The following is a 22,212-nucleotide window of genomic DNA, read 5'->3' as shown; positions in this document are numbered from 1 at the left end:
CTTAACACAAAAACCGAGACCTCGGCAGAGTCGCCGCTCGGTTGGTCATCGGTTGGTACGGGCCAGACGGCGGTGAGGACACGTTTCCCGGCACCCTCGCGTTGTGTTGGCGTTTTCCGGCGCCTCAGCTCTGACCGGCGGTGGTCAGTTCCTGTTCCAGCGCCTTTTCGACGGCGCCGCGTGGTTTGGTATAGCGGGCGAGCAGATCGTAAAGCACCGGCGTGGCCGCCAGCATCAGCACCGCCGACAGGCCCAGCCCGGCGATGATGACGGTGCCGATGGCATTGCGGCTTTCGGCGCCCGCACCAGAGGCGAGGACAAGGGGCAGGGCACCGAGGATGGTGGAGACGACGGTCATCGCGATGGGCCGCAGGCGCAGCACCGAGGCGGTGATGACCGCGTCGCGCACCGGTTTGCCCTCGTCGCGGAGCTGATTGGCGAATTCCACGATCAGGATGCCGTTCTTGGCTACAAGACCTATCAACAGGATGATGCCGATCTGACTGTAGACGTTGAAGGACAGCCCGCCCGCCGACATCGCATAGATCGCCCCCGCCACACCCACCGGGACGGTCAGCAGGATGATGAACGGATGTACGAAGCTTTCGAATTGGGCGGCGAGGACCAGGAACACGATCAGCAGCGCCATGGCGAAAACGGTGACCGCGCCCGCCGAGGTATCCTTGAACGTGCGCGACTGGCCGTCATAGCCCAGCTTGCCGCTGGCCGGGATGATTTCGGCCGCCTTCTGTTCCAGTTGTCCCAGCACGGTTCCAAGGTCGGCGCCCGAGGCCAGCGCGCCGGAGAGCTGGATCGAGGGCAGCCGGTCGAACCGGCGCAGAGATGGGGATGCGGCGTTTTCGGACACGCTGACCAGCGCGCCCAGGGGGACCAGCGTCTTGCCGTCGCCAGAACGCAGGTAGATGTTGTCGATATCCGAGGCGGCGCTGCGGTCGCGCTCCTCGGCCTGGAGCAGCACCGGGTATTCGCGGCCTCGGCTGACAAAGGTGGTGACCTGGCGCGAGGCCAGCATCGACTGCATCGTGGTGGCGATGGCGTCGATCGAGATGCCCAGATCGTCGGCCCGTTCGCGGTCGATGCGGACCTCAAGCTGCGGCAGGTTCTGTTCGAAGTCGATCTCGGGGTTGACCAGCCCCTCAATCTCCTCGGCGCTGGCGAGGAGGGTTGTGGCCCACCCTTTGACGCTGTCGAAATCGGGGCCGCTGACCACGACGCGGACCGGGGTCGAGTTGCCGCGCAGGCCAAGCCCCGCCGGGGTCACAGGGAAGCCACGCGCGATGGTGACCTCGCGCATTTTCGGGGCAAGCGAACTGGCCACATCGGCGGCACTCATGTCGCGGTCTTCCCAGGGGGTCAGGCGGAACACGACAAAGGAGCGGTAGGCGCGGTTGCCCCAGCCGGTAAAGGTAAAGACGGTTTCGACCACGCCCTGATCGCGCAGCGGTTGCAGCAGCGCCTCGACCTGACGCGCCGCCTGGTCGGTGTATTCCACGGTGCTGCCCTGGGGGGCGGTCAGCGGCACGAAACCGACGCCGCGATCCTCGCGCGGGGCCAGCTCGCGCGGGAGGGAGCCGTAAAGCAGCGCGGCGCCGCCGGTTACTGCCGCCGTGAACACCAGGACGACAAGCGGCATGCGCAGCGCGTGCCTGAGGAAGGCGGCATAGGTCCGCTGCACGGCGCCCCGGGGTTCGTCGGGCGCGTCCCTGGCTTCGCCCTTGCTTTTGACCAGGAGTTTCGAGGCCAGCGCCGGGCAGGCGGTGAGGGCGACAAAGGTCGAGATCGCCACGGTGCCGGCCATGACCCAGCCGAACTCGATAAAGAGGCGGCCGACCTGGCCGGGCATGAAGGAGAGCGGCACAAAGACCGCGATCAGCGTGACCGAGGTGGCGATCACCGCAAATGTCACCTGGCGCGAGCCTTTGACGGCGGCCACCAGCGGGGTTTCACCGTTTTCGATCCGCCGCTGGATGTTTTCCAGCACGACGATGGCGTCGTCGACGACAAGGCCGATGGCCAACAGCAGTGCCAGCAGCGTCAGCGTGTTGATCGAGAAGCCCCAGGCCCCGATCAGCACGAAAGCCCCGATCAGCGAGACCGGGATGGTGACCGCAGGCACCAGGGTGGCGCGCAGCGAGCGCAGAAAGACGAGGATGACCGCGACGACCAGCGCCAGCGAGATCAGGAGCGCGATGACCACCTCGCGGATCGAGGCGCCCACAAAGAGCGCGTCATCGGAGCCCACGAGGATTTCCATCCCCTCGGGCAGGGTCGGGTTGATCTTGTCGATCTCGGCGCGCACCGCTTGCGAGATCTGCAAGGTGTTGGACTGGCTTTGCCGCTGGACCGCGACGCCCACCGCATCGCGCCCGTCGCTGCGGGCGATGGTGGAATCGTCGGCGACGCCGGGTTCGACCCGGGCCACGTCGCGCAGGCGGACGGGGTATCCCTCGATCCGGTCGAGCACCACGTCACGGAAATCGTCGATGCTTTGCAACCGGCTGTTGAGGCGGACGGTGAGTTGCCGGTTGGTCGAGGCGACCTCGCCCGCGGGCAGTTCGACATTGTTGCGGCGGAGCGCGCGTTCGACATCCTCGACCGTCAGGCGGCGCGCGGCCAGCGCGCGCCGGTCGAGCCAGATGCGGACGGCAAAGGCGCGCTCGCCGTAGACGCGCAGGTTGGCGACTCCATCCAGTGTCGCCAGACGGTCGGCGATGAAGCGGTCTATGTAATCGGTGATCTCGGCCGTGGTCATCCGGTCCGAGACCACTGCCAGGCGCATGACGGGATCGGAGTCGGCGTCGCTCTTCTCGACCTCGGGCGCGTTGGCCTCGTCGGGCAGGTCGTCGCGGATGCGGCCGACCGCATCGCGGACGTCATTGGCGGCGATATCGACATCGTGGCCAGCGGCGAATTCGATCACCACCCGCGACCAGCCCTGACGACTTTCGGAACTGATCGAGCGGATGCCCGAGATCGAGGCGACGGCGCCTTCGATGGTTTCGGTGATGTCGGTGTCGATCACCTCGGGTGCGGCGCCGCGATAGGTTGTGGTCACCGTGACAACGGCATTGTCCACATCCGGTAGTTCACGCACCGGGATATCGCGCAGCGCGGTGATGCCCATCACGATGAGCAGCAGGTTGGCGACGGCGGCCAGCACCGGGCGTCGGACGGAGAGATCTGTCAGTGTCATGAGTCGTTCTTCGCCGCCTGGGGCGGGTTCAGCACCTCGACCGCGCCGCCATTGCGGACGCGGTGGAGGCCACGGATAACGACTTCGGCGCCTTCATCGAGACCGCGTTCGATGGTCACGACCCCGTCGCGGCGCTGGCCGGTGCTGACCGTGACCTGCTGCGCCTTGCCGTCGGTGACGACAAAGACATAGGTTTCGGCGGCCTGAAAGACGATCGCCTCTTCGGGCACGACGATGCGGTCGCTTTGCGACAGGGTCAGTTGCAGCGACATGAACATCCCCGCAGGCAGTGTGCCGTCGGAGTTGGGTATCACGGCGCGGGTGCGAAACGAGCGGCTGACCGGGTCTATGCGGGTGTCCACGGCCTCGATCTGTCCAACGAATTCCCGGTCGGGAAAGGCCGGGCTGGTGGCGGTGATCGCCTGTCCCCGGGTGATCTGGGAAAACAGGGTTTCGGGCAGGGAGAATTCGACCTCGACCTCGGACAGGTCGTCGAGCCGGGTGATATAGGTTCCGGCCGTCACCCGGGCGCCCTGATCGACATCCGCAAGACCGACCGTACCGGCAAAGGGCGCGCGGATGACACGTTCGGCGAGCCGCTGTTCGGCCCGGTCGAGCTGGGCGCGGGCCTCGGCCAGCCGGGCGATGGCCTCTTCGAGCGTCGCCTCGGAGACCGTGCTGGAGCCGCGCAACTGGGTCACGCGTTCGAGCACGCGTTCGCGTTCGATCAGTTTTGCGTCGGCCTCGGCCAGATCGGCGCGGGCAATGGTGTCGTCGAGTTGTACAAGGGTGGCCCCCTTTGACACCTGCCGGCCGGGTTCGAACAGGATCTTTTCGACGCGGCCGTCGGCCTCGGGCACGATGTCGATGGACTGGCGCGCGCGGGTGGTTCCAACCGCTTCGACCGTGTCGCTCAGGGTGCGGATCTCGGCCCGGGCAAGTTCGACGACCGCCGGTGTGCCGGAGCGGCGGTTTGCGCCCTCGGAGGTGGCGCCAGTGTCGCCCAGAGAGCGCTGATAGTATTCATACCCGGCGTAAGAGAGACCCACGGCCAGCAGGATAATCAGAAACTGTCGCCAGATGGACATGAGCTGTGCTTTTCCAATCGGGGTCGCAAGGTGGGGCGGACGTGGGACTGAGGATAGAACACCACCTTCCGCTGGCAACGTAAAGCGTGTTGGAAATTTGCAGGGCCGGGCGTCTGTCAGCCCTCCTTGACCAGAGAGACGGATTGGCGGACTTCGAGGAAGGTCCAGATCGAGCGCGTCACCCGGTTCGAGCGTTCCTTGTTGCGGAACATGCGGATCGACAGGTCGACCAGCCAGTCGGGCTTGCCGGTGCGGACCAGGATGCCGCTTTCCAGGTCGGGCAGCACCAGGCTCTTGGGCAGCCAGGCGACCCCGTCGCCGGAACGCGCGCGGATGCGCAGCGCCCCAGCCATCGAGTTTTCATAGACCGTTCGCAGGCAGTCGGATATCCTGTGTCGCTGGAACAGCGGTTCCAGATGCGTTCCGATCGGTGCGGCGTCGCCGAAGCGCAAAAAGGGCATGCGCACCCCGGGGGTGTCGAAATCGAACAGCGGCGAGCCGTCCGCGTTGGGTTTGCAGACCGGGACAAGCTGGTCTTCGCCGATCTTGATCGACTCGACCATCCGGTGTTGCGGCGTGTTGGCGCCGACATAGGCGATCACGAAATCGACGTCGCCGTTTTGCAGGTCACGCATGCAATTGGGGAAATCGTCGGCCCGAAGGCGGGACAGGACGGGGCCATAGGCATCTTCGAGCTCTTGCAGCCAGGCGGGGTAGAACCGCCAGCCGATGGAGTGTTGGGCGCCGAAGGTGACGACATATTTGTCGGGAAGCGACAGCGCTTCGAGGATCTGGCTGCGCTCTTGCTCGATCCGGGACAGCGCCTGCAACCCGGCTTCGAGCATCTGCTCGCCCGCGATTGTCAGGGTGACCGGCTGGTGTGTCCGGTCGATCAGGGTGGCGCCGACCCAGGCTTCGAGCGCCTTGATCCTGCGGCTGAACGCCGGTTGGCTCAGGTTTCCTAGGGCGGCAGCCTGGGAGAAGTTGCCGGTCCGTTTCAGACGCTCAAGGTCTTTGAAGTGGAGGATGTCCATTTTTTCCGATCTCATGCAAATTTTGCATAATGTCATCCAAACATAGCATTGGATCGGTGGAAAGCCCTGTCGCAGTCTTGTGCCAACGAAACTCGCATCAGGATTTGTCATGTCCAACATCGAAACGCTGCCGCGTGGCGCCGCCAGAATTGACTTCGATCGTTTTCCGCGCACTGCGCTGTGTCATCGCCCAACACCGATCGAGCCCTTGCCGCGACTTAGCGCGTTGTTGGGCGGGCCTTCGATCTTCATCAAGCGGGACGATTGCACGGGTCTCGCGATGGGCGGCAACAAGACCCGCAAGCTGGAGTTTCTGGTCGGCGAGGCGATGCAGCAGAAGGCGGATATGCTGGTTACGCAAGGGGCGGTGCAATCCAACCATGTGCGCCAGACCGCGGCGGCAGCGTGCAAGGTCGGCATGAAGTGCCACGTGCTGCTGGAGCGGCGGGTGCCCGGGCGCGACGCGAGCTATGAAGAGACAGGCAACGTCCTGCTCGACAACCTGTTTGGCGCCACGCACGAATTCCGGCCCGCAGGTCTCGACATGAACTCCGAGGCAGAGTCGGTCACCGCGAAGCTGCGCGAGCAGGGTCATCGGCCCTATTTCATTCCGGGCGGCGGCTCGAATCCTACAGGCGCGCTGGGATATGCCAATTGCGCCCAGGAGATCGTCGATCACACCCGTGAGACGGGTCAGGCCTTTGACTGGCTGGTGATGGGTACCGGGAGCACCGGCACGCAGGCCGGGCTGGTCGCCGGGTTCCATGCGCTGGACCATGCGCTGCCGGTCATGGGTGTCAGTGTCCGGCAACCGCGCGAGCGCCAGATGAACGCGGTGCATGCACTGACCCAGAAGACGCTGGAAAAGCTGGGCGCCGAGGGCATCCCGCTGAGCAAGATCCTGGTCGATGACGGCTATGTCGGCGAGGGCTACGGGATTCCGGCCGAGAGTACTCTGGAGGCAATCCGCCTGCTTGCGCGGCAGGAGGGCATTTTGCTCGACCCGGTCTATTCGGCCAAGGGCATGGCGGGTTTGATCGGAATGGTGCGGCAGGGTTTCTTCAAACCCACCGAAAGGGTTTTGTTCCTGCACACTGGCGGGTCGACGGCGCTGTTTGCCTATCAGGACCAGTTGCTTGCTTCACTGAACTGAAAAGACGCCGAACAACGGCGATAACCAACAGAGGAGACGAAAATGAAATCCAAGTTTCAGGCGCTGATCCTTTCAGCGGCAATCAGCCCCCTGGCGCTGGCGGCGCAGGCCGAAGAGGTCAAGATCGGGGTGCCGTCCTGGACCGGGGCGCAGGCCATCGCACATGTGCTGGGTGAGGTGGTGACAAGCCGTATCGGCGGTACCGTCGAATATGTGCCGGGCAACAACGCCACGATTTTCCAGGCGATGGACCAGGGCAAGGGCGATATCGACGTGCATCCCGATGTCTGGCTGCCCAATCAGGAGAGCTTTACCAAGGAATATGTCGACGGCAAGGGCACCGTGACCCTGTCGTCGAACCCCTATGAGGGCAATCAGGGTTTCTGCGTGAGCCAGGATTTCGCCGCCAAGATGAACATCACCGATATCGCCGACCTGGGCCGCCCCGATGTGGCCGCAGCGATGGACAGCGATGGCAATGGCAAGGGCGAGATGTGGATCGGCGCGCCGGGCTGGGCCTCGGCCAATGTGAACGAGGTGAAGGTGCGCGATTACGGCCTGCTCGATTTCATCGAGCCGATCCGGGCCGAGGAAGCGGTGAAGACCGCGCGCATCAAGGACAGCATCGCCAAGGGCGAGGGCTATGCCTTTTACTGCTACGAGCCGCATGCGGTGTGGTTCATGTTCCCGGTCGTGATGCTGAGCGAGCCCGCCTATGACCCGGCCAAATACGTGATGGTGCAGCCCTCGGACGATGCCGACTGGTACCAGAAGTCGATGGTCGCCTCGAAGGATGCGCTGAAGCAGGTGCAGATAGCCTGGTCGAACTCGCTGGCCGACCGTTCGCCCGCGATTGCCGAATTCTTTGGCAAGTTCCAACTGAGCGCATCGGATGTGAGCGCGCTGGCCTATGAGATCAGCGCCAAGGATCGCGATCCGGCGGAAGTGGCCAAGGAATGGGTCGCCGCGAACTCGGATCGCGTGGACGCGATGCTTGGCCTTTGACGTCACGGATAGGGAGGGCGGCGGTGTTGTCCGCCGCTTCTCCGCTGCCTTGAACGCGCCCGGTAGGACATGATGGCACAAGAAAAAGTTATTGAGCTTTCAAACGTCTGGAAGATTTTCGGCGGCAGGCCGGAGGCGGCGCTTCAGGCCATTCTGGAGCGGGGCCTGAGCAAGGCCGAGGTGCTGGCCGAGTTCAACGCGGTCGTGGGCGTGGCCGATGTGAGCCTGTCGATCAATCGCGGCGAGATCTTCTGCATCATGGGCCTGTCGGGCAGCGGCAAGTCGACATTGGTGCGGCATTTCAACCGGTTGCTGGAGCCGACGGCGGGAAAGATCGAGATCGAGGGCACCGATGTGATGGCGCTGGGCCCGGGCGAGTTGCAGAGGTTCCGCAATCAGAAGATCGGGATGGTGTTCCAGAATTTTGCGCTGATGCCGCACCGGTCGGTGCTGGACAACGTGGCGATGCCGCTGGAAATCCGCAAAGTGGCCAAGAACGAGCGGATGCGGCAGGCGGCGGCCATTCTGGATATCGTGGAACTCGGCGCCTGGGGCGCCAAGTTCGCGCACGAGCTGTCCGGCGGTATGCAGCAGCGGGTCGGGCTGGCACGCGCGCTGGCGGCCAACCCCGATGTGCTGCTGATGGACGAGCCGTTCTCGGCGTTGGACCCGCTGATCCGCCGCCAGTTGCAGGACGAGTTCATCCGGCTGTCGAAGATCCTGAAGAAAACCACGGTGTTCATCACCCATGATCTGGATGAGGCGGTGCGGATCGGTGACCGGATCGCGATCATGCGCGACGGCAAGATGGTTCAGATCGGCACGGCCGAGGATATTGTGATGCATCCGGCCGATGATTATGTGGCCGATTTTGTCGCCGGGATTTCGCGGCTGAAGGTTGTGCATGCGCATGCGGTGATGCAGCCGATTGCCGAATATGTGAGCCGGGCCGGGCCGCTGCCCGCCGATATGCGGCGGGTGGACGAAAGCGAGACGCTGAGCAACCTGATCACCCTGGCGATAGACGACGACAATCCCATTCTGGTGCAGGCGGAAGGTGCCGATGTCGGTGTGATCACCCGTGCCGATCTGCTGCGCACCGTCATTGAGGGAACCGAAGTATCATGACGGATCTCGGCATCAATCCACTGGAAGATACGCAAAGCGAAGCGGCGCTGGCCTATGCCCGCAAGCGGCGCGAGGACATCGCCACCTTTGTGCGGACGAACCCGGAATACTATATCCGGAACTTTGACAAGATCGGTGCCTCGGCCCGGTTCACGCCGACCTTCAACCTGTTTGCGGGGCTGTTCGGGCCGATCTGGTTCGGGGCGCGCGGGCTGTGGTCCTGGGCGCTGCCGTTCCTGATCCTGGAGGCGATTGCTTTCGTCCAGATCGCCCGCGGGCTGTTCGGCGATCTGGGCGCGGATGCGATGGCGCGGATCGCCTCGATCGAGGGGACGCTGGAACTCAGGCGCCAGCAACTGGCGGCGGCGATCGAGAGCGGGTCGGACAAGGTGGATGTCTATACCCGCACGGTGGAGTCGCTGGAGGCCAATATCGGCGGTATCCGGGCCGAGGCCGAGGCGCTGGCGGCGCAGGGGCCGTCGATTGCGCTGGCGGGACTGGCCATTCTGGTGCTGGCCAAGCTGGCGCAGGCCATCGTGGCCAATACCGCGCTGGAATCGCGGTTCTCGGACTGGCTGAGCGACCGGACGGTCCGGTTCGGCATGCCGGTGCCGCAGATCGTGTTCAGCGCGGTATTCATGGCGCTGATCGTGGCGGCGGCCATGCTGCATTACAGTTTTCCGGGGCGTTTCCCGCTGCTGGCCAGCTTTCCGACCGATCCCGATATCCGGCTGATCAGCATCGACTGGGTCGAGGCGTTTTTCAACTGGGCGGTGCTGAACGGCGAGGCCTTGTTCGATGCGATCACCTATTGCATCCGGCTGATGCTGGACGCGCTGGAGATCGTGTTTGTCAGTACGCCCTGGATCGTGATCGCCAGCCTGATCATCCTCTTGACCTGGTTGACTGCGGGGGTGCGCATGGCGATCTATTCCGGCGCCTTCCTGGCCTATATGGGGTTCCTGGGGTTCTGGGAAAAGGCGATGACGACGCTGGCGCTGCTGGGTACGGCGGCTTGCCTGTCGATCCTGATCGGTATTCCGCTGGGCATGTTCGCGGCGCGGCGGCCGCGGTTTTACGCGGCAATCCAGCCGATCATGGATTTCATGCAGACGATGCCCGCCTTTGTGTTTATGATCCCTGTGATCGCCTTTTTCGGCACCGGCAAGCCTGCTGCGGTCGTCACCACGATGATCTTCGGCGGCACGCCGGTGGTGCGCCTGACCGTGCTGGGGCTGAGGGGCGTGCCCGAGAGCGTGCGCGAGGCGGCGATCAGTTTCGGTGCCAACAAGTGGTACCTGCTGACCAAGGTGGATCTGCCGTTGGCGGCCCCGTCGATCAGGGCCGGGATCAACCAGACCATCATGCTGTCGCTGGCGATGGTTGTGGTGGCCTCGCTGATCGGGGCCAAAGGCTTGGGTGAGGATGTGCTAGAAGCGTTGCAATATGCGAATGTGGGGCAAGGGATCCTGGCCGGGTTCTCGATCCTCTTCTGCGCCATGATCCTGGATCGTATCGTGCAGGGCGGGCGCAGATGAGGCCGCTGGTTCTTGTCCATGGGTTCATGGGTGGGAGCGCGCAATGGGAGTTGCAGTCGCCGCTGGGCTGGGATCGTGCGGTTCATGCTGTCGATCTGCCGGGGTTTGGCGAAAACGCGCAGATGGCGCCGGTCTCGACCATCGCAGGGTTCGCGGCCTGGGTGCTGGAAGAGACGGCGCGCCTGGGTCTGGAGCGCTTTGACTTGTTGGGCCATTCCATGGGCGGGATGATCGTGCAGGAGATGGTCCGGCAAGCGCCGGAGCGTGTGGTGAAGCTGGTGCTTTACGGTACAGGTGCCATCGGAGTGCTGCCAGGGCGGTTCGAGCCGATCGAGACCTCGATGGAACGGGCCCGAAAGGACGGGGCTGCAGCCACGGCGCGCCGGATCGCGGCCACCTGGTTCTTGCAAAAGGAGGCGGCGGCGGAATATCCCGCTTGTGCCGACATTGCCGAGAAAAGCGCGCTGGCCGCGATACTTTCCGGGTTGCGTGCTATGCAGGTGTGGTCGGGGGTGGAGCATCTGCCGTCGATCAGTGCCGAGACCCTGGTTCTGTGGGGCGACGGAGATCGGACCTATCCCTGGTCGCAGACGGAACGGCTGTGGCGGACGATTCCGGGGGCGCAACTGGCGGTCGTGCCCGGGTGCGCTCATGCGGTGCATATGGAACGTCCCGCCGTGTTCAACTTGCTGGTGGAAGAGTTCCTGGCGCGGGGTTGAGGTTTTCTTTTGTCGCAGGGCGGCGGCGCTGGGCGCCGCCGGTCCTTTGATTGCTTGGTCAGGCCAAGAGGTCGAACACTTCGCCGCCGATTTGCAGGTTGATCGAGGACTGCCCTTCGCCATCCACCAATGCCCACATGATCTGGCCTGTTGGGCGATAGATCACAAATGCCTCCTGCACTGCATCGTCGCCTGCACGCTCGCCTTCGGCATTGGCGGTGTGGTTGAAGTTCACCTGGAACTGGTCGCGTGTAGCTGAACTATTGCCGAACAGCAGCACGTCACCCTCGGCGGCGTTATAGTCCTGCACCCAGTCCGAACCGTGGTCGAAGATGCCCAGGTGATAGAACTTGTCCGCGCCGCTGCCGCCATTGATCCGGTCATGGCCGAAGCCGCCATTGACAAAGTCATTGCCCGCACCGCCGAACACAAGGTCGCTGAACGCCGAGCCGGTGATGACGTCATCCCCGTCCTGCCCCTGTATCTCGTCCACGCCGAAACCACCGGCGATTGTGTCATTGCCGCCCTGGCCGAAGATGAGGTCGTTGCCCGCGCCCGCATCAACCGAGTCGTTGCCTTCGCCCGCGTAAATGATGTCGCGCAGATCGCCCTCGCCCGGGCCGCCGATGATGATGTCATCGCCATCGCCGCCATTCAGCGTATCGGCGCCAGGCCCGCCATCGAGACTGTCGCTGCCGGCATCCCCAAGCAGACGGTCGTTGCCGCTGCCGCCGGTCAATGTATCGCTTCCAGATGTTCCGGTCAGATCCAGCGGTGGATCGGTTGGCGCCGGGATCAGATCAGCGGCTGCGACCAGGCGGTCGGAGAACTGAAAGAACTCGACATCGCGGACAATGTCCGTCCCTTCGGCCGAGGTTACCTCATAGCCGCCAGACACCGCCTGCGATGTCGCGGAAGCGAAAGTGACATTGAAAATCGCGGTATCGCTGCCATCGCCACCCAGCAACAGGTCGTTGCCGATCCCCCCGTTCAGTTGGTCGTTCCCGGCGCCGCCGTCCAGCGTGTCGTTGCCGCCGTTGCCGAGGATCGTGTCATTGCCGTTGAAGCCGGGCAATTCGTCGGATCCGGTAGCGGAGCCGTTGATCTGATCCGCGCCCGCCAGCATGATCCGAGCCGCGCGCACCTGGTTATCCTCGATCTCGATGGCGCGATAGATGACGTTGGCGTCAACGGTCATGCCGGTCAGACTGTAGAAAAGCGCGCCCCCCCGATACTCAAAAATCCCGGTCAAGGTGCCAAATACTTCTCCGGCCAGAGAGTAGGTGAAACTGCCCCGGTAGGTTTCAGAGCGAAACCCGTCCGACAAGGTGATCTGTGTTGCGGTGGCGGATGTTACTTCGCCGTCCCAGTTTTCCAGTGTGCTTAATCTGAATTCAGTGTTTGCATTGAAAACAGCCATGTTTCCCCCCTCTGATAGACTTGCGATCCGGGCGTTGCAGGCCGAAGCAAAAGAGTTTGAGACCTAGTACCGGTGGCTGACGAATGCAGTCGGGCAATTTTTAACGCGCATGCGGAAATGGCCTGGGCAGCGCGGATCGTCAGGCGAGCCTAGCAGAAACTGCACGGAAAATCACCTTTTGGCTGTGCCGACGGGGCAGGACGAGTGTTTGGGGGCTATCGTTATTCGGCTTTTGCCCCGGCAGGTGCGGGGGGAATGACGGTGGGCGGATCCCTTCGCCGGCTTCCCATTGACCTGAGAACGGGCAGAGTGCTTTATCAACGGAAATCCAAGGGAGGTTCGAAGATGGTATTGAATTTCAAGGCAATGATCGGCGCATTGGCCGTTGGGGCGATGATGGTGGTTCCCGCCGCGGCCGAGACCCGGGTCACCTATAAATCGGCCAAGGCCGGCACGTCCTATTACCAGATGGGGGTCCAGATCGCCGAGGCGATGAAGGCGGGATCGGGCGGCAATATCATCGTGACCGTCGAAGAGGGGCAGGGCTCGGTCCAGAACGTGATGGAGGTGCGGGCGCGCGGGGGCGACTATGTGTTCACCACGCCGCCGGTTCTGGTCGGTCTGGCGCAGGGCGGCAAGGCGATGTTCGAGGGCAAGGGCGATCCGGCCTTTGACGAGATCCGGGCGCTGTTCCCGATCCCCTCGCTGACCATGCATTTCGTGATGTCGGCTGACAGCGGTGCCACTGGGCTTGCCGATCTGGAGGGCAAGACGATCCTGTTGGGCAAGGGCAGCTTTGGCGCCACCGAGGGGGAGAAGTACCTCAAGCTGTTTGGTCTGGAGGGCAAGGTCAATATTGCCGACGCGGAACTGTCGAATGCGGTGGCCGCTCTGAAGAACGGCCAGATCGACGGGTTCGTGACGGCCGGGTCCTGGCCCGCGCCGAACGTGGTGGAGGCCGCGGCCTCGGCCGGGGTGACGGTGCTGTCGCTCAATGACGAGCAGATTGCCCAAACCAAGCGCACCCGGCTGGTGATCCCGGCGGGCACCTATGCCGGGCAGGATCAGGATATCGTCACCACGTCGTTGCCGGTGGTCGCCTATACGACCACCAAGATGGAGGACGAGACCGCCTATCAGCTGACCAAGACCTTTTGGGAGAGCAAGGGGTCGATGGCGGAAAGCGCGGCCTGGTGGGGTGGTGTCGATGCCGCGATGATGGGGAACATCACCGGCAAGCTGCATCCCGGCGCGGTGCGGTATTATCAGGAGGCGGGTGTCGCCTTGACCGCGGACCAGATGTAAGCCTCTGACCGTTGCAGCATACCGGGGCCGGGCCAGTTTTGGCCCGGTTCCTTTTTCCGGAAAGGGACGGGGCATGGAGGGAACGGTGGACACATCGGCGGCGTCATGGCGGCGGTGGATCTGGCTGGCGCTGGCGCTGGTGCTGGTCGTGTTTCACATCGGCCTGATCTTTTCCGGGCTGGTGCCCAATCTGGTGAGCCGCCCGCTGCATCTGGCACTGATCCTGCCCTGGGTGTTTCTGTACGGCGTGTCCGGCCGTGGGCGGGCCGTTTCCGGGGCGGTCCTTTGCGCGGTGGGCGTTGCGGCGGCGCTCTGGGTAGCGTGGAATGCCGATGCGCTGGGCGACCAGTACGGGTATCTGGAAAACCGGTTCCAGATCGCGGTCGGTTTTGCGCTGCTGGCGGTGGTGATCGAGGCGGCGCGGCGGGCCATCGGCTGGCCCTTGCCGATGGTGGCCACGGCGGCGCTGCTCTATGCGTTTTTTGGCCATCTCATTCCGGGTGAGTTCGGCCATTCCGGGGTACCGCTGCGCTCGTTCCTGGGGTCGATGACGATTGCCGAGGCCGGGATTTGGGGCAGCCTGACGGCGGTCTCGGTCGGTGTTGTCTCGATCTTCGTGATCTTTGGCGCGGTGCTGAATGCGGGCGAGGCGGGGCAGGGGTTCATGAACGTGGCCGCCGCCGCCGCCGGGCGGCTGAAGGGCGGCGCTGCCAAGGTCTCGGTCCTGTCCTCTGCACTGTTCGGGTCGATCTCGGGCTCGGCCAGCGCCAATGTGGCCTCGACCGGGGCGATCACCCTGCCTGCGATGCGGCGCCTGGGATACCCAAGGCGGCTTGCCGCCGGGGTTGAGGCGGTGGCCAGTTCCGGCGGGCAGATCATGCCGCCGTTGATGGGGGCGGGGGCCTTTGTTATGGTCGAGCTGACCGGTGTCCCCTATACCCAGATCATGGCGGCGGCGCTGCTGCCTGCGCTCTTGTATTTCTGGGCGGTGTGGGTCGGCATCAACGCCTATGCGACCCGGTACGAGCTGAAGGGGCTGGCGCCCGAGGACCGGCCGCGCACGCGCGATGTGGTGGTTACCTCGGTCTTTTTCCTCGTGCCCTTTACGGTTCTCATGCTGGGCATGTTCGTGGCGGGCTATACGCCGCAATATGCCGCCTGCCTTGCCATCCTGACCGGGGCGCTGTTGCTGCTGGTGGATGGAGATCTGCGGGTCGATCCATCCAAGATCAAGGGGCGCGTGTCCGAGGCGCTGCTGACCGCCGCGCGGCAGGTGTCGATGATCGCGGCGATCATCTTTTGCGCCTCGATCATCATCGGGGTGCTGGGGTCGACCGGGCTGGGGGTCAAGATCACCTCGGTCATTCTGGAAGGGGCGGGCGGGGCGCTCTGGGCGTCGCTGCTGCTGACGGCGGTGGCCTGTCTGGTGCTGGGCATGGAGGTGCCGACAACCGCCGCTTATGTGATCTGTGTTTCGGTTGCCGGTCCGGCGCTGATGAAACTGGGGCTGGAGCCGTTGCAGGCGCATCTCTTCGTATTCTGGTTCGCGCTCTTGTCGACGATCACGCCGCCGGTCTGCGGCGCGGTGTTCATCGCGGCTGGCATGGCCGAAGAGAACTGGATCAAGGTGGCCCTGACCGCGATGGCGCTGGGCGTTGGTCTCTACCTGATCCCGGTGGGCATGGTGACCTGGCCCGCGGTCATTCGGGTGGCTGAGGACCCGGTGGGGGCGATCACCGCCTTTGCCGTGCTGGCCGTCGCGCTGACGGCGCTGTCCTTTGCGCTGATCGGGCGGTTCAGCCTGATCGTTCGGGTTCTCTTGTCGGGGGGCGCGGCGGTCTTGCTGTTTGGTCCGGCACTGATGTGACCTGAGGGCTTAGACCCAATCGGGTGTGGCGACCGTCGGGCGGTTGCCTGCCGCCTCGATCTCGGCACCGGCGGCAAGCAGGATATCCTCGCGGTATTTCGGCCCGACAAGCTGCACCCCGGTCGGGATCCCGTCGATCTCGCCCATCGCGACCGAGAGGGCCGGCATGCCCATCACGGGCAGGCCGCGCTGTGTCAGTTGCGCCTCGAGAACGCGGGCGAAGGCCTGTTCCGAGCTGACATCCAGTTGTTGGGCGAAGGGCAGTTCGCCCGACACGGGGCAAATCAGGACCGGGTAGTCGGCCAGGAACAGTTCCCATTCTCGGACCAGCGTGGCGCGCGATTGCAGGGCTTTCATCAGGGTTTCGAAATCGACCTTTCCTGTGTCCTTGAGCATCTGCTGGAAGACGAATTGAGAGTCGGGCTCGGCCTCTTTCCCTATCATCTCCGCCGCACCGAAAAGAGTATCCGCCATCCAGAGTTGGGAGTTCAACTCGGCGGCCTGCCGGATCGGCGCGCAGTCGACCTCGGTCACGGTCCATCCTGCGGCCTTCAGGATTTCTGCGGCCTTGAGCAGCGTCTTTTGCACCGCCTCGGAGACGGGCATGCCATCGGGCGACAGGGTCAGTGCCGCCCGTTTGGGGAAGTCGCGCGGGCCTGTGGGGACGGGCGCATACCACGGGTCGCGCAGGTCCGGGGCGGCCATGGCGGCCAGGGACAGGCCCAGATCCGCGATGCTGCGGGTGATGGGGCCGGAGACGGCCATGATCTGCGCGCCGATGAACCGGTCAGCCGCGCTGGCGTTATAGGCGGGAATGCGGCCCAGCGTGGGGCGCAACCCGTGCAGGCCGCAGGCATAGGCCGGGTAGCGGATGGACCCCGCGATATCGGTGCCGTGCCCCACGGCGCAAAGGCCCGCCGCCACCGCCGCCGAGGCCCCGCCGGAGGAACCGCCCGGGGTGATCCCGCGGTTTCGGGGGTTCAGCGTCTGGCCGTGCAGGTTGTTCTTTGTAAACCAGCGCAGCGAAAAGGCGGGCGTGTTGGTGCGGCCGAGGATGACCCCGCCCGCCGTGCGGATATTGGCGACAACCGGGCTGTCATGCTCGGCGATCAGGTTTTCCTGGAGCCTCAGCCCGTTGGTTGTGGCATGGCTTTTCTGGTCCACGTTGACCTTGATGGTCACCGGCACGCCGCAGAGGGGGCCGGGGTCTTCGCCCCGGGCGATGGCGGTATCGACCTGCCGCGCGGCGGCCAGCGCTTCCTCGGGGAATTCCTGCACTACCGCGTTGATGCTGGGGTTCACCTGTTCAAGGCGGCTCAGATGCGCCTCGGCAACCTCGACCGCGCTGAGTTTGCCTGTGCGCACCGAGGCGGCGATTTCGCTGGCGGTCATTTCCCAGGGGTGTTGCATGGTCTCTCTTCTCTGATCGGGGTTCGGGCCGGATGGCGGGCATCTGCGGGCACTGTGCACCGCTGGGCGGCATTTGCCAACGCACTGCGACTGGGTGGCCGCGCCACGAAACTAGACAGATAACATAGAAACATTCTACCATCTTTATGTGTTGTTATCTGGGGGACTTCGCTGTGATGGCAGTCTCTTTGGGAGGAGAGAGGGCGCAATGGTGGAAATCTGGAAAGAAATGGCGGTGGAGTCGGCCGACTTCTACATTGCCTGGGGCGGATTGCTCATCGGTATCGCCTTTGGCTTTATCGTCTATCGCACGAACTTCTGCACCATGGGGTCGATTTCGGACATCCTGTCGTTCGGAGACTGGAACCGGTTTCGCGCGTGGCTGTTGGCCATTGCTGTGGCGGTGTTCGGAGTCTGGCTGATCGAGGGTGCGGGGATGGCGGACATGACGCTGTCGATGTACCAGGCGCCGACGCTGGGCTGGGGGGCCAATGTTGCCGGCGGGCTGATCTTTGGTTTTGGCATGGTGTTCTCGGGCGGATGCATCAGCCGCAACCTGGTTCGGGCCGGGGGCGGGGACCTGCGGTCTATCGTGGTGCTGCTGATCACCGGCATCTTTGGATACATGACCATCGGCGGGCTGTTGGGGCCGTTGCGGGTGGCGATTTTCGACCCGATGTCGGTGGATCTGGCCGAGGCGGGGATCGAGGATCAGAGCCTGGGCGCGGTTCTGTCGGGCCTGTCCGGCATGTCGGTCGAAACCGCGACAACCGTCACGATGCTGGTGGTGGTGCTGGGGCTCTTGACCTTCTGTTTTGCCAGCGCCAGTTTCCGCACCTCGCCGCGCAATCTGGTGGCGGGGGTCGGCATTGGCCTGTGCGTGGTGCTGGGATGGGCGCTGACCGGGCTGACCTATGACGAGTTTGCGGACAACCCGTCGGTGATCTCGCTCAGCTATGTGCGGCCGGTGGGTGACACGATCGACTACCTGATGCGCTATACCGCGCTGGGCGCGCCGGGCTTCGGGATTGTCACAGTGGCAGGTGCCCTGATTGGCGGTCTGGCCGGGGCGCTGTCGATGGGGCGGCTGCATCTGACGACCTTTGCCGACCAGGCGGATTCGATCCGCAACATGCTGGGTGCCGCGCTGATGGGCATCGGCGGCGTGCTGGCGCTGGGCTGCACCGTGGGGCAGGCGCTGACCGGGGTGTCGACGCTGGCCGTCGGTTCTGTGATCACCTTTGTCTTTATCGTGCTGGGCGGGATCGCCGGGGTAAAGACGATGGAGGCCATCGCCTGACGAGCGTCTGATGTATTGCGCGGCCCCGACTGTTTCGGGACCGCGTATGATCCGGCCTTAGCCTGATTGCGTGGCTTTCAGTTTGTCGATCCCGAGCGCCTTGAGCGCAAGCGACTCGTAGAACGGTTCCGACGTGCCGCGCTTGACCTTGCGGATGAAGTACTTCTCGAAGCCGATCTTGGCGAGGTGAACCCAGCGGCCCGATGACGACCAGTTGACGTTGCGCGGCGGGATCTGGGGCTGGGCCACGAAGGCAACGCCTGAATCGCCGAAATCGGCGAGACAGACGGCGTTCCAGCTTGCGACTTCTTTCGGTTCCTGTCCCGCGACCAGAGAGGCGATGTTCATCGCCGTCGCCGTGACCATGCTTTCGATCATGAAACCGGTTTTCGGCACGCCCACGGGCACCGGCGTGGGTCCGGTCGGCGGGATGGCAACGCCGACGCCGATGCCGAAGACATTGGGGTATTTGGCATTGCGCTGATGCTTGTCGATCAGGATGAAGCCGCGCGGGTTGGTCAACCCCTCGATGTCCTTGACCGCTGGAACGCCACGAAACGCGGGCAGCATCATGGTATAGGCAAAGGGCAGGTCATGGGTGGCGACGACATCGGAATTCTGGCCGACTTCCTCGGCATGCAGCATGCCGTCCTCGACCGAGGTCACGCGGGCGTTGGTGATCCACTTGATGCGGTGCTCGCGCATCTCGCTTTCCAACAGACCCTTGGTATCGCCCACCCCGTCAAGGCCGAGATGCCCGATATAGGGTTCCGAGGTGACAAAGGTCATCGGCACCTTGTCGCGGATCTTGGCCCGGCGGAGCGCCGTGTCGAGGATGAAGATGAACTCGTAGGCTGGGCCAAAGCAGCTTGCCCCCTGTACCGCGCCAACCACCACCGGGCCTGGGTTCTGGAGCAGCTTTTCAAACGCGGCCTTGGCCCGGATCGCGTGGTCGACATGGCAGACGGATTGGGTGTAGCCCTCGGGCCCGAAGCCCGGGATTTCGTCAAAAGCCAGGTCCGGGCCGGTGGCAATGACAAGGTAGTCATAGCTGACGCTTTCACCGGTGGTCAGTTCGACCCGGTTTTCTTCGGGATGCAGGCGAGCCGCCCCTTCGGGGCGCAGCGTGGCGCCGACCCGTTTCAGCGCCTGGTTCAGATCGACCTCGATCTGCTTGCGGTCCCGCCATCCCACGGCGACCCAGGGGTTGGAGGGGACAAAGTGGAACTTGTCGCCCTTGTTGATGACCGTGATCTGGTGACCGGACCCGAGGTGTTCGCGGGCCTCGAAGGCCATGATGACCCCGCCCAAACCTGCTCCTAAGACAACGATATGCGCCATTCGTGAACTCTCCTCCCACGGCTATGCGCGGACTGCGCCGCGCAACCCAAAATGGCTGGCTGCCGCATTCTAGCGGAACTGCGAGAACCCGCGTTGATGCAGGTCAATCCTCGTCGTCCTCGGGGAACAGCCGTGTTGCGACCCGGAGCGCGATGTCGCGGTAATGCCGGGCGTGCACCCCGTCGGGATCCGAGATCACAACGGGCGTGCCGGCATCCGACATCTCGCGGATGGTCATGTGCAGCGGGATCGCGCCGAGGAAGGGCACGCCCAGCCGGCGGGCGTCTTCCTCGGCGCCGCCATGGCCAAAGATGTCGGAGGACTTGCCGCAATGGGGGCAAATGAAGGTCGACATGTTTTCGACGATGCCCAGGATGGGAACATCCACCTGCTTGAACATCTTCAGCCCCTTTCGGGCGTCGATCAAGGCCAGATCCTGCGGGGTCGAAACGATCACGGCGCCCTGCAAGGGCACCTGTTGCGCCATCGTCAGCTGCGCGTCACCGGTGCCGGGCGGCATGTCGAGCACCAGAACATCCAGTTCGCCCCAGTTCACCTCGCGCGTCATCTGCATCAGAGCGGTCACCACCATGGGGCCGCGCCAGATCACCGGGCTTTCCTCCTGCATGAGAAAGCCCATGGACATGACCTTGATCCCGTATTGTTCGACCGGGTAGACCACGTCGTCCTCGATCCGGGGGCGTTCGGTGATGGCCAGAAGGCGGGGCATCGAGGGGCCGTAGATATCGGCGTCGAGCAGCCCGACGCGCAGGCCCAGCGACCGCAGCGCCAGCGCCAGGTTTGCGGCGGTGGTCGATTTGCCGACCCCACCCTTGCCCGAGGCGACGGCGATGATGTTCTTGATCCCCGGAACGGCCGCCGAATGCGGGCGCATGTCGCGGCCGGGCGCTTCGGTCGGGCGTTTTTTCAGCTTTGGCGGTTCGGGGGCCGTGGGTTGAGGCGCGGCCGCGCGTTCGGCTGTCAGCACCACCAGCAGGTTGTCGATGCCGTCCAGGCTTTGCAGCCGCTCTTCGATGAGGGTCTGGACCTGCGCCAGATCGCCGTGAAAATCGGGCGGGACATTGACGGGAATGACGACCTTGCCGCCCTCGACCATGACCTGATCGGGAAGGATCATACCCGAGGTGAGCAGATCCGTCCGGCTGCCCGGGGGCGTGATCAGCGACAGTCTTGCAAGTATGATCTTTTTCATGAGGTCCGTGCCTTTGAGTTTGTCGGGTTGCGGCGCTGTCCGGTCACAGCCGCGCCGCCGTGTCCGCGAGGGTTCTGCTCAATTGGGTGGCGCTGTCTGCGTCGAGGTCGATCTGGGTGATCCGCGTGCCCTCGCGCAGGACAAGGCGGACCATTTTCATGCCGCCCTCGAACTCGACCAGCCGGATGGTGGCCTTGCGGCGATAGGGCAGGTCGAACTGGGCAATCTCGGTGAATTTGTCGGTCACGTGTTCGCCCCCCGGGTAAAGGCGGCCTCGAGCACCCATTGCCAGTTGCGCGGCGTATCGCGGTAGTCTGGCTTGACGTCGAATTCGAGGAACATCTGGCCGGATGTACCGGCGTGTTCCACCAGCTCGACCAATTCCTTGAACGAGGCCACCTCGGGGTGGCCGATGATCAGATCGCTAAGCTGCGCCACGAAAATCCTCCCGTACTCTCTGGTGAAAGCGGATGCGCAGGACGATGCGGGCCTGGGCGCCTTCTCCATCTGTGAAACCGGTCCTGTCATGTAGGGCATTGTTGCACACGATTCCCTGTCCGGGTTGCAACCTGATGCGGCGCCACAGCGGGTCGCCACGGATGAGCCAGTCGCGCAGCCAGTCGGCGGCATCGCGGGTTGTCGGATCGTCGCGCCAGGCGATGGACCTGGTGCGCGCGGTATAGCGCATCTGCAACCGGCCGGTGGCCTCGTCGGCAAAGAACACCGGCCCCGTCGAGGCCGGCCGCAGGGTGCCGTCGTTTTCGCGATTCTCTGGGATGGTCATCGCCGCCGGGTGCATCAGGGCGCGGACATAGGCGGGGTTTTCGTCGCGCAGGCGCAGATAGGCGATTTCCGGGTCGAGCAGGTGGTTTTCGCCACCCGACGCAGCCTGTTGAAAGCAGTGCAGGATGAAGCCTTTTACCGGGCTGTGCGCCGGGTTGTAGTAGCCGTCGGTGTGCCAGTTCATCGGGCGCGGGGTATAGGGGATGTACCCCTTCTTGCCCTCGTCCGAGGAGGTGCGCAGCGCGACCACCTGGGCGTGTCCGGCCGAGCGGTGATTCTCGGTGACGGTCAGGCCCAGCCCCTCGGCAAAGGTCAGCAAGGCGCGGCTGACCGTTTCAAGGTCTGGTGCGGTCGGGCGGGCGTCGTAGAGCGCGAAGTTCTGCATGCTGCACCGCAACAGGATTTCGGACAGGGCCGCCGGATGGGGCCGGTCAAGGCGGGGCAGGGCGACGGGTTCGGCGCTGGTCAGCGCCTGAGATGCGCGAATCTTTGCCGCGCGCCAGTCCTGCCAGCGGTCATTCCGCGATAAGTCCGTCCAGTCGAAATCCCTTATCGTGTTTGTCAGGTTTTCCATAAGCTTTTGCGTGTTCCCGACTTTCTGACCTCACCCGCTCGATGCGGCGGCGCGGCGTAAAATGCTGCACCGCAATAATCGTGCGCCGATGCGTACTATTTCTTGCGTCTCATTCCATAT

Annotated in this window: 18 protein-coding genes; 8 read left to right on the top strand and 10 right to left on the bottom strand. The window is 64.1% G+C overall.

Annotation, left to right across the window (positions count from 1 at the left end; genetic code table 11):
- Positions 1-124: 124 nt before the first annotated feature.
- The 3 genes from OEZ49_RS09080 to OEZ49_RS09070 form a co-directional block, all read right to left on the bottom strand.
- The gene (locus tag OEZ49_RS09080) at positions 125-3,214 is read right to left on the bottom strand and encodes an efflux RND transporter permease subunit (protein ID WP_263388003.1); all 3,090 of its coding nucleotides are present in this window, start codon (positions 3,212-3,214) and stop codon (positions 125-127) included.
- A complete protein-coding gene (locus OEZ49_RS09075) occupies positions 3,211-4,302 on the bottom strand; it encodes an efflux RND transporter periplasmic adaptor subunit (RefSeq protein ID WP_263388002.1) in 1,092 nt (363 codons plus the stop codon). The genes OEZ49_RS09080 and OEZ49_RS09075 overlap by 4 nt, the downstream gene beginning before the upstream one ends.
- A gap of 116 nt (positions 4,303-4,418) precedes the next feature.
- On the bottom strand, positions 4,419-5,336 hold the full coding sequence (locus OEZ49_RS09070) for a LysR family transcriptional regulator (RefSeq protein WP_263388001.1): 918 nt from the start codon (positions 5,334-5,336) through the stop codon (positions 4,419-4,421).
- A gap of 109 nt (positions 5,337-5,445) precedes the next feature.
- On the opposite strand from OEZ49_RS09070, the gene OEZ49_RS09065 reads away from it, so the two are divergent.
- From OEZ49_RS09065 to OEZ49_RS09045, 5 genes are all read left to right on the top strand, one after another.
- On the top strand, positions 5,446-6,489 hold the full coding sequence (locus OEZ49_RS09065) for a D-cysteate sulfo-lyase (RefSeq protein ID WP_263388000.1): 1,044 nt from the start codon (positions 5,446-5,448) through the stop codon (positions 6,487-6,489).
- A 42-nt stretch (positions 6,490-6,531) separates the two neighbouring features.
- Positions 6,532-7,494, top strand: coding sequence for an ABC transporter substrate-binding protein (locus OEZ49_RS09060; RefSeq protein ID WP_263387999.1), 963 nt, complete (start codon positions 6,532-6,534; stop codon positions 7,492-7,494).
- A 72-nt stretch (positions 7,495-7,566) separates the two neighbouring features.
- The gene (locus OEZ49_RS09055; protein WP_164130027.1) at positions 7,567-8,622 is read left to right on the top strand and encodes a quaternary amine ABC transporter ATP-binding protein; all 1,056 of its coding nucleotides are present in this window, start codon (positions 7,567-7,569) and stop codon (positions 8,620-8,622) included.
- Entirely contained in the window at positions 8,619-10,160 is a 1,542-nt protein-coding gene (locus tag OEZ49_RS09050) for an ABC transporter permease (protein ID WP_263387998.1), read from the top strand. The genes OEZ49_RS09055 and OEZ49_RS09050 overlap by 4 nt, the downstream gene beginning before the upstream one ends.
- Complete coding sequence (locus tag OEZ49_RS09045) at positions 10,157-10,879, top strand: alpha/beta fold hydrolase (protein WP_263387997.1); 723 nt, start codon at positions 10,157-10,159, stop codon at positions 10,877-10,879. Before OEZ49_RS09050 ends, OEZ49_RS09045 begins: the two co-directional genes overlap by 4 nt.
- 58 nt (positions 10,880-10,937) lie before the next feature.
- On the opposite strand, the gene OEZ49_RS22990 is transcribed toward OEZ49_RS09045, so the two are convergent.
- On the bottom strand, positions 10,938-12,299 hold the full coding sequence (locus OEZ49_RS22990; protein WP_317853163.1) for a calcium-binding protein: 1,362 nt from the start codon (positions 12,297-12,299) through the stop codon (positions 10,938-10,940).
- Between the two features lie 345 nt (positions 12,300-12,644).
- On the opposite strand from OEZ49_RS22990, the gene OEZ49_RS09030 reads away from it, so the two are divergent.
- Both OEZ49_RS09030 and OEZ49_RS09025 read left to right on the top strand, forming a co-directional pair.
- Positions 12,645-13,604 carry a TAXI family TRAP transporter solute-binding subunit gene (locus OEZ49_RS09030; RefSeq protein WP_397545655.1) on the top strand — a complete coding sequence of 320 codons (960 nt, stop codon included), beginning with the start codon at positions 12,645-12,647 and terminating at the stop codon, positions 13,602-13,604.
- A gap of 73 nt (positions 13,605-13,677) precedes the next feature.
- Complete coding sequence (locus tag OEZ49_RS09025; RefSeq protein ID WP_263387996.1) at positions 13,678-15,471, top strand: TRAP transporter permease; 1,794 nt, start codon at positions 13,678-13,680, stop codon at positions 15,469-15,471.
- A 9-nt stretch (positions 15,472-15,480) separates the two neighbouring features.
- Here OEZ49_RS09025 and OEZ49_RS09020 read toward each other — a convergent pair whose 3' ends face one another.
- Positions 15,481-16,881 (bottom strand): amidase family protein, encoded by a 1,401-nt coding sequence (locus tag OEZ49_RS09020; RefSeq protein WP_263387995.1) that lies wholly within the window; start codon positions 16,879-16,881, stop codon positions 15,481-15,483.
- A 208-nt stretch (positions 16,882-17,089) separates the two neighbouring features.
- On the opposite strand from OEZ49_RS09020, the gene OEZ49_RS09015 reads away from it, so the two are divergent.
- Complete coding sequence (locus OEZ49_RS09015; protein WP_263387994.1) at positions 17,090-18,181, top strand: YeeE/YedE family protein; 1,092 nt, start codon at positions 17,090-17,092, stop codon at positions 18,179-18,181.
- Positions 18,182-18,238: 57 nt separating this feature from the next.
- On the opposite strand, the gene OEZ49_RS09010 is transcribed toward OEZ49_RS09015, so the two are convergent.
- The 5 genes from OEZ49_RS09010 to OEZ49_RS08990 form a co-directional block, all read right to left on the bottom strand.
- A complete protein-coding gene (locus OEZ49_RS09010; protein WP_263387993.1) occupies positions 18,239-19,522 on the bottom strand; it encodes an NAD(P)/FAD-dependent oxidoreductase in 1,284 nt (427 codons plus the stop codon).
- Between the two features lie 103 nt (positions 19,523-19,625).
- Complete coding sequence (locus OEZ49_RS09005; protein WP_263387992.1) at positions 19,626-20,735, bottom strand: Mrp/NBP35 family ATP-binding protein; 1,110 nt, start codon at positions 20,733-20,735, stop codon at positions 19,626-19,628.
- 43 nt (positions 20,736-20,778) lie between these two features.
- The gene (locus OEZ49_RS09000) at positions 20,779-20,982 is read right to left on the bottom strand and encodes a DUF6967 family protein (RefSeq protein WP_263387991.1); all 204 of its coding nucleotides are present in this window, start codon (positions 20,980-20,982) and stop codon (positions 20,779-20,781) included.
- Complete coding sequence (locus OEZ49_RS08995; RefSeq protein ID WP_263387990.1) at positions 20,979-21,173, bottom strand: hypothetical protein; 195 nt, start codon at positions 21,171-21,173, stop codon at positions 20,979-20,981. Before OEZ49_RS08995 ends, OEZ49_RS09000 begins: the two co-directional genes overlap by 4 nt.
- Positions 21,160-22,092, bottom strand: coding sequence for a TauD/TfdA family dioxygenase (locus OEZ49_RS08990; RefSeq protein WP_263387989.1), 933 nt, complete (start codon positions 22,090-22,092; stop codon positions 21,160-21,162). The genes OEZ49_RS08995 and OEZ49_RS08990 overlap by 14 nt, the downstream gene beginning before the upstream one ends.
- Between the last annotated feature and the right edge of the window lie 120 nt (positions 22,093-22,212).

It is taken from the genome of Ruegeria marisflavi (assembly GCF_025673445.1).
Lineage (GTDB): Bacteria > Pseudomonadota > Alphaproteobacteria > Rhodobacterales > Rhodobacteraceae > Ruegeria_B > Ruegeria_B marisflavi.
Note: the sequence above shows the minus strand (reverse complement) of the source record. Positions and strands in the feature narration are given on the sequence as shown.